At 31.3% G+C, this 9,224-nt stretch carries 5 protein-coding genes; 4 read left to right on the plus strand and 1 reads right to left on the minus strand.

What is annotated here, in order from left to right; all coding sequences use genetic code 11:
* The first annotated feature begins 92 nt into the window (after positions 1-92).
* Positions 93-1,571 (plus strand): PLP-dependent aminotransferase family protein, encoded by a 1,479-nt coding sequence (locus tag Q0945_RS04160; RefSeq protein WP_299431071.1) that lies wholly within the window; start codon positions 93-95, stop codon positions 1,569-1,571.
* 146 nt (positions 1,572-1,717) lie between these two features.
* Here the strand turns inward: Q0945_RS04160 and Q0945_RS04165 are convergent, their stop codons facing one another.
* Positions 1,718-3,400, minus strand: coding sequence for a glutamine--tRNA ligase/YqeY domain fusion protein (locus Q0945_RS04165; RefSeq protein ID WP_299431073.1), 1,683 nt, complete (start codon positions 3,398-3,400; stop codon positions 1,718-1,720).
* Between the two features lie 289 nt (positions 3,401-3,689).
* On the opposite strand from Q0945_RS04165, the gene Q0945_RS04170 reads away from it, so the two are divergent.
* The 3 genes from Q0945_RS04170 to Q0945_RS04180 all read left to right on the plus strand — a co-directional run bounded on the left by Q0945_RS04170 (position 3,690) and on the right by Q0945_RS04180 (position 8,818).
* Positions 3,690-5,942: a gliding motility-associated C-terminal domain-containing protein gene (locus Q0945_RS04170; RefSeq protein WP_299431075.1), complete on the plus strand. Its 2,253-nt coding sequence runs from the start codon at positions 3,690-3,692 to the stop codon at positions 5,940-5,942.
* Positions 5,943-5,946: 4 nt separating this feature from the next.
* The gene (locus Q0945_RS04175) at positions 5,947-8,049 is read left to right on the plus strand and encodes a PorP/SprF family type IX secretion system membrane protein (protein ID WP_299431077.1); all 2,103 of its coding nucleotides are present in this window, start codon (positions 5,947-5,949) and stop codon (positions 8,047-8,049) included.
* Between the two features lie 436 nt (positions 8,050-8,485).
* Positions 8,486-8,818, plus strand: a complete 333-nt coding sequence (locus tag Q0945_RS04180; RefSeq protein ID WP_299431079.1) for a nuclear transport factor 2 family protein — start codon at positions 8,486-8,488, stop codon at positions 8,816-8,818.
* Positions 8,819-9,224: the final 406 nt, after the last annotated feature.

Genomic DNA, 9,224 nt, shown 5'->3' on the forward strand with positions numbered 1-9,224 from the left:
GTTTTTTTAATTAGAAATCTTAATTCTAAAATAAAATTAATACATTAATGGACTACTTAAATAATCCAGTTTTAAAATAGATAATAGTCCAGATGATTCCATACAAATCTATCATTCAAATAAATAAAGAAAAAGGTACTGCTATATATTTGCAATTAACCAATGCATTTATTGGCTTAATAAAAGATGGCACATTAATTTCTGGAGCAAAATTGCCTAGTTCTAGAAAATTATCAGAATTATTAGACATTCATAGAAAAACGGTTCTTGCATCCTATGAAGAACTGCAACTACAAGGTTGGATAACTACATTGCCACAAAAAGGAACTTATGTGAATTCTAAAGTTCCAATTATTACTCAAAAAGATTTTTTACAAAATAAAGAAGCTACTAAAACTGGAAAAGCTGGCTTTTCTTTTTATAGGAATGAGCACCTAATAGCACATGAAGAAAAAACTGCCAATACTTTTATTTATATAAATGATGGCGTCCCAGATACAAGATTAGCTCCACTAAAAGAACTTGCTATAATTTATAGAAATATTGTAGCTAAAAAAAATACCTTACAGTTTATTAATTATGGTACTGCACACGGAAACAAGGATTTAAGAAATAATATTGCAAAATACTTAAATGAAACAAGAGGCTTAAAAATTACAAAAAACAATGTACTAATTACAAGAGGAAGCCAAATGGGAATATACTTGGCGGCGCAATTAATTATTAAACCAAACGATTGCATTGTAGTTGGAGAAACCAATTATATTTCTTCAGATAGAACTTTTTTGCACCAAGGAGCTAAATTAAAAAGAGTAAAAGTAGATTCGGACGGATTGTGTATAAAATCTCTAGAAAAACTATGTTCACAAAATACGGTTAAAGGAATTTACATAACATCGCACCACCACCATCCTACAACAGTAACACTATCTGCAGAACGCAGGGTTGCTATTTTACAACTAGCTAAGAAATACAACTTTGCAATTTTAGAAGATGATTATGATTATGATTTTCATTACAGCCATTCCCCAATACTACCATTAGCCAGCCATGATACCAATGGAAATGTAATTTACTTAGGTTCTATCTGTAAAAGTGTGGCGCCAGTTTTTAGAGTTGGTTATATGATTGCTACAAAAGATGTTATTGATGAAGCGGCTACTAGAAGAAAATATATGGATAGGCAAGGAGATGCAATTTTAGAAATGACATTTGCCAGATTTATTTCTAATGGAGATTTAAATAGACACACAAATAAGATTTTAAAAATTTACAAAGAGCGAAGAGATTATTTCTGCAAACGATTAAAAGAAGAAGTTTCTGAATTTATAAATTTTGAAATTCCTAAAGGTGGTATGGCAATTTGGATTCTTTTAGATAAAAAATATTCCTGGAAGCAAATTTCAGAAATTTCTAAAAAACAGAAATTGATAATTACAGATTGGAAAAATTACGATCCAACAAATTCTGGTCATAACGGAATGCGGTTTGGATTTGCCTCTTATAATTTAGAAGAATTAGAAAATATAGTACAACAATTAAAAAAAGTACTTCTTGAAGCAAAAACTTAAAATAAAGCAATATTAAAGCACTTTGAGCTTCAGTGCTTGTATGCGCTTCTAATTATTTTAAAAACTCTGCAAAACCTCGTAAAATAACACAATAGAATAAAAAATACCAATGATTATTTTTTATTCTATTGTTAAAGCTTATACTTCTATTTCTCCGCAATTTTGGCCCAAGAATCTCTTAAACCAACTGTTTTATTAAAAACTAATTTTTCTGAAGTAGAATCTGGATCTACACAAAAATATCCTAAACGCTGAAACTGAACTCTATCTCCAATTTTAGCTTCTTTAAGGTGTGGTTCTAAATATCCTTTTATTACTTGCAAAGAATCTGGATTTACAAAATCCATAAAATCTTTGCCTTTATGCGTATCTGGACTTTCATCTGTAAATAAACGATCATATAAACGAACTTCTGCTTCTACAGCATGTTTTATTGATACCCAGTGTAATGTTCCTTTTACTTTTCTTAGGCTTTCCTCGGTACCGCTACCACTTTTACTTTTTGGGTCATAGGTACATTGCACTTCTATAATATTCCCATCGGTATCTTTTGTACAAGACTCTGCTTTAATAATATAAGCGTTCTTTAAACGAACTTCTTTACCTAACTTAAGTCTAAAGAATTTTTTATTTGCTTCTTCTCTAAAATCTTCTTTTTCTATGTAAAATTCTCTAGAAAAAGGAACTTTTCTAGAACCAGCACTCTCATCTTCTGGGTTATTTTCAGCATCTAACCATTCTTCTTCTCCTTCTGGATAATTTGTAATAACCACTTTTAAAGGGTCTAAAACTCCCATTACTCGAGGAGCAACTTTGTTTAAATGGTTACGAACTTGAAATTCTAATAAAGAAACATCAATTAAATTGTCTCGTTTAGCAATACCAATAGTCTCTGTAAAATTACGGATAGATTCTGGTGTGTATCCTCTTCTTCGCAAACCAGAAATAGTAGGCATTCTTGGATCATCCCAAGAACCAACTACTCCGTTTTCTACTAATTGAGCTAGTTTTCTTTTACTAACTACGGTATGGCTTAAGTTTCTGCGAGCAAACTCTCTTTGTTTTGGCCTTACCTTTTTTTCATCATATACTTGATCTAAAAACCAATCATACAATTCGCGGTGCATAGCAAATTCTAGGGTACAAAAAGAATGCGATACTTGCTCTATATAATCACTCTCTCCATGTGTCCAATCATACATAGGATAAATACACCAATCGGTATTTGTTCTATGATGTGCTTTGTGTAACACACGATACATGATAGGATCGCGCATAAGCATATTGGAAGAAGCCATATCTATTTTAGCGCGTAAAACATGAGTTCCTTCTTTAAACTCTCCTTTTTTCATTTGATTAAAAAGAGCTAAATTTTCTTCTACAGAACGATTTCTGTTTGGGCTTTCTGTTCCAGGCTCTGTTGGTGTACCTTTTTGAGCAGCCATTTCTTCAGAAGATTGATTATCTACATATGCCCTTCCTTTTTTAACTAAATAAATAGCCCAATCATATAATTGCTGGAAATAATCTGAAGCATACCGTTCGGTATCCCATTCATATCCTAACCACGTAACATCTTTCTTAATAGCATCTACAAACTCTTGCTCTTCCTTTGCAGGGTTTGTATCATCAAAACGTAGATTTACAGGTGCATTATAGCGCAATCCAAGTCCAAAATTTAGAGATATAGAACTTGCATGTCCTATGTGTAAATATCCATTTGGTTCTGGTGGAAAACGAAAGCGCAAATGCTCTTTTGGAAAATTATTTGCTAGGTCTTCCTCAACAATATGCTCAATAAAATTTAACGGTTTTGAATCGTCGCTCATTCTTTCTAATCTTTAGTCTGCAAAAGTAGCAAAAATGCAGTAATACTGGTACATTAAAAAGTACAGACTCTATAAAAAATGCGTTTCACAACACATTTAAATACCCATACAACATTAAATTCTATAGCCCTAAAATAATTAACATATTTGTGTTTGTTACTTATGAAGTGTAAAAAAAAGGGGTTCAAATGCGTTATTTTCAAAATTTTTACGTTATGGAACGACAGTAAAAACACTTTTAAGTAAAAAAACGGCCCAATATAGTAGTAACCCAAAACTACATCTACTTATGAAACAAAGACTAACTTACGGCAATGCATTACTCTTAATGCTTTTTATTTTTCTTGGTGCAACAACACTTAGCGCACAAGCAATTGTAATAAATGCACCAACTCCTGCTGATAATCCAAACTTACCTGGAAACTCTCCTTGGGTAAATATTTGCGCAGGTAATGGTGGTTTTAACCAATACTATGCAAAAATTAAATGGGCAGGTACCGTAAACACTAACAATGAATTTATTTTAGAACTTTCGGATGCTAGTGGAGATTTTAGTTCTCCAACAGAGTTAGCAAAAGCAACAGATAAAAATACTACTACAGATTTTGATATAGAATTTGCAATACCAACAACAACAAGAGGACAGGGGTATAAAATGAGAGTTCGTAGTACGGATCCAGAAAAAACTAGTCCAGAATCTTCTACTTATAGTATGTACTACATGGATGTAACAAGTAACTTAAATATTAGTGAAGCTGGCAATGGTATTCCTCCAGGAAATATATGTAGTGAAAATCCTATTACACTACAGGTAGATAATATAGCAAATCCAGAAACATACCAGTATATATGGTATAGAAGTGGTACCGAATTAACATCAGAAAAAGGGCATACAATAAATGTAACACAAAGCGGTATTTATAATGCGTTTATAGATTATGGACCAGAATGTACTGGTTCTGGGAATACAGATTCTAACTGGGTAGATGTTACTATTGGAGCAACAGGTTCTGGTATTGCAATTAACTCGCCTTCTAAAACTGCTCTATGTAATGGAGATACCGAAACACTTACCATGAATTTAACAGATCCTAGTTGGTCTTACCAATGGTATAAAAATAATACTATAATTACAGGAGCAACCCAAGAAACATATATAGTTGATGCAAGTGTTAGTGGTTTTGAGGCAGACTACCAAGTAGAAATTTCTGCTTCTGGAATTTGTACCGAAAAATCTGCTGCTATTACAATAACTAACGCAGACAATTTTACGGTAACAAGAAACAATGGTGCCAATGTAGTGGTTTTACCATCACAACCAGAAACCTTAAGTGTAACTACTACAGCAATTACACCAAGCTACCAATGGTATAGAAACAATACTATAATAAGTGGTGCCACTAACAGTACATTAGATATAACCGAAGAAGGAACGTACTATGCAGAAGTAACACAAGCTGGTGGTGCCTGTCCTGGTACAATAAGAAATTCTGAAACTACAACAGCTGTAGTTCCTGCATCATTTGAAATTATTACAGATTATCAATCCAATTATACGGCCTGTGTATCAACTGCTATTGTATTAGAAGTAAAAACCATTAATGCTGTTGCAAACGACGGTACTAAAACAGATGTTACAACTTCTATTATAGACAGTTTTACATACCAATGGAAAAAAGATGGTGTAGATATTTCTGGGGCAACTAGTAAAACTATTAGCTTAACAGATACTTCTGAAAATGGAGATTATACTATAGAAGGTACTATTGCTACGTATAATGACACTTCAGACACTTTACCGGTACAATTATTAACAAATGAAACCGTAACTATTAGTAGTACAAGTACTATTTATTGTAGTTCTAGTGATGTAATTACAGTGTCAACCACAAAAGATTTATCTACAGAAACATATACTTGGGAACTTAATGGTTCTTCTGTAAGTACTTCTGGGGTAACACTGAATGTTACTGCGCCAGGAACCTATAGATTAGCTATAGATAAAAATGGATGTACCTTATATTCTAATGAAATTAATATTACTCCTCTAGATGCAAGTTTAATAACTGTAGATGTTGATGGAGAGATAGTTTTTCCAGAAGGTAGTTCTAAAACAGTTACTGCAAGTGGTGGTACAACATACCGTTGGTTAGATGCTAATGGTATAGAATTAGGGTCTACAAACTCGTACACATTTACGCAAGAAGGAGAATATGTATTAATAGCAAATGTTGATAATTGCGAAATTAGTAAACCACTTACTGTTGTTTACCAAGACTTATTTAATGTTCCTAATGTTATAACGCCAAATGGTGATGGAGCAAATGACCAATGGGTTATACCAAATACCTATTCTAATAAACAAGATATTAATGTTGTTATCTATACAGATAAAGGTTTAGAATTACTTAATGTAAATGGCTACCAAAATAACTGGCCAGAATCTACAACATCATTTGCTAAACAAAACATGGTATTCTATTACGTAATAAAGAATGCTAATGAAACTCTTAAACAAGGTACAATTACAGTTATTCGTTAACAAGATGAGACTAAAAAAATTAACCAAACTAATCCTATTCGCTTTCTTAACATTTACAGCTGTAAATGCGCAAGAAGACGACCCTATTTTACCATATAAAGTAGCACCACAAAACTTATTAAAATACAATCGCTTTTTAATAAACCCTACTTTTTCTACGGTACAAGAGGATAAATCTTATATAAATTTATTACACAGAAACCAATCGGTACAATTTAAAGATAACGAACAAACGTATTTTTTAAGTTATAGTGGTAGAATGGGAGACCGTAGTGGATTAGGTTTAAGTTTGTATACTCAAAAAGTGGGACCTTTATCTAATATAGGTGTTTTGGCTAACTATGCTTATGGTATTAAATTAAGCGATAAAAGCAACTTTACTTTTGGAGCCAACCTTGCTTACTATAGTTCTGGTTTAAATAGAAATAATGTAGATGTTGTAGATGTAAATGATTTTAGGCTAAACGGAACAGAAGATAGTAATGTGCTTTCTTTTCAACCAGGGTTTAATATTTCTTACGGAAATTTTGATGTTGGTGTTTTTGCAGAAAATCTTTTTGATTATAATTTAAAAACAAGCGAAACACTTACCGAGTTTAAAGATAAGACCTACTCTGGGCATTTACAATATACTCATCGGTTTAAAAATTCTGCTGGTATAATGGAAAACGCAAGACTTATGCCTTTAGCAAGAGTAAAAATGCAAGGAGAAGAAGATGTAGAACTTGGCGGTAGTTTGTTATTAGATTTGCCAAAGTTAGGATGGGTACAAGGTGGTTATGATTCTTTTTATGGAGCATCTGCCGGTATTGGTTTTAATATTAATAGAAGAATATCTCTTGGGTATACCATGGAAAAGGGGCTAAGTACCGATTTTGATAATCTTGGAGTAACGCATGAAATTTCTTTTGCATATTCCTTTACTCCTAATCTTACAGAAGACCGTGTAATGTTAGAGGACGATTATGAAGAAAATCTAGCAGATAACTCAGAAATTAAAGCAGAAGATTTAGTAAAAAATGATGAGTTAGAGGCTCTTAAAAAGAAACTAGAAGAGAATGATGAAGTACTTGCAGAACTTATGTTTAAGCAAGATTCATTAGAAGCTAACAGACAACTAGATTTAGAAAGAAGATTTAATCTTGTGATGAAAATGGTTCGTAGTGAAACTAATGGCCAAAGACCAGATGTAGAAAAAAGAGCTAAAGACTTATTTTATACTGGTAGAGATAAACCAACTGTTGCACAAAACACAACAAACCCAATACTAAAAGAACAAGATAATTCATACACCAAAAACACATCTATTGCAACTGTAACTCCTAATACTACAAAAACAAATAAAGTTATTGAAAAAACAGTGCAACCAGAAGCTACTAGAGATAACACGCAACAAAGAGATTATGCTGCTATAACCCCAACACAAGAACCAATAAAAAGTAGAAAATTTAAAAATCTAGATGGTGTACAAGATGGGTATTATGTTATTGCAAATGTGTATAAAGGTGGGCAATATTTAGATAAATTTTTACACAAATTAGAAGATAAAGGCATTAATGCAAATTATATAGATAACCAAAATAACGGACTTAAATATGTGTATTTAAAACGTTATGATTCTTGGGATCAAGCTGCTGAAGCTTATAAAAGTAATTTAAACGGCAATTACAATGGTAAGCTATGGATCATGAATGTAGATAATAAATACAGTAATGAAGCTTATGCAAGTAATGTGGACAAATTAAAAGAAAAATCTTCTAAATATGCTACTAACAATTTACAATCTAATGTTATCGTAAAAGATAATATTGCTGCAACAGAGCCTTCACCAAAAACCTATGTTATAGATGGTGCTAATTCTGGTTACTACATAATTGCAAATGTTTTTGCAAACCCTAACAACGCAAATAGATTTGTTAAACTGCTTAACTCTTATGGATTAAATGCAAGTTATTTTATTAATCCAGAAAACAAATACCGTTATGTGTATTTAAAAAGACATGAGTCTTGGAATAACGCACTAATATCTTATTACTCTAAATTAAATGATTCTTATGATGATAAGATGTGGATTATGAGAGTTAATAGAGAAGAAGATTTTGTGTAAATTAGGTATTAAATAACATTGAAGTTAAACTACGTCGGATTTACAAAACAAATTTTAAAAATCGATTATTTAATAGAATTCATTTCTGGTAATCAAAAAAAAATCGAATATTTATAACAAACTAAAGTAGTAAATAAAATTGTTAAGCAAAGGAATAATTAAAATTATCTCCTTTGTAATTCACAAATACCAATACTGAATTAATTTTAAATTAGAGAAAAAGTAAACTACCTCGGGGCAAGCCCACGAGGCATTAGAAAGAAAATTAGCATTGATTTCGACGCAAGCGTCGGAGCATTTAAATCTCGATTATCGAGTAAAAACTATTAAACTAATCTATAGCGTTGGTTTAATAGTTTTTTTATTAAAAAAAATTAAAAACCTCAGTTGTACAAAAGCTGAGAAACAAACTCTGAAATTTAAAATTGATGAAATAATGAATAAAAAGGAAATAGCAAAGCAATATATAACTCATCTTGAAAATGGAAATATTGAAAAAGTAGTTGCATTATTCAATGAAAATGGAATGGTGGATTCACCACTATACGAAATAAAAAAAACAGATGAATTTTATCGTGAATTAAATAGTGATACATTAAATTCTGAACTTCACTTAAAAGGAATTTTTGAAGAAAATGACTCAAACAATTTAGCTCTTTATTTTACCTATAAATGGACTTTAAAAAATAATCAAAGAGTAGAATTTGATGTCGTTGACATTATTGAATTCGATAATCAAAATAAGATAAGTAAACTGAAAATTATATAGGATACTATTACCGCCAGAAAATTAGTGGAACAACTATAAAAATCCAGCGTACAAGACTATTAAAAAGCATTGCAGCTTGGAATTAAACATTCCTAGTCATGCTCACTTAAATAAAAACGTTCCGTACAAATCGTATCAAAAAAATAAACGAAAAATAGAATTTCTAACCTTTTATAATGCAAAAAAGGCCAATCTATTTCAGGACAATACATAATGTTTGTTTTCTATTTATGCTAGACATAATTTTTTAATATTATAAGAGGATCCTATCAAATTTTTGAGAAAAACAATAAGGAAAAATCCTAGATGTTTAAAAAACGAAAATTATTGGAAAGAACTAAAAAGAGGAAAAAAATTCATCCCAAAAGTATAGTTTACACCCTTAAATTTTCATTGAAAACCACTC

The organism is uncultured Maribacter sp. (assembly GCF_947500405.1).
GTDB lineage: Bacteria > Bacteroidota > Bacteroidia > Flavobacteriales > Flavobacteriaceae > Maribacter_B.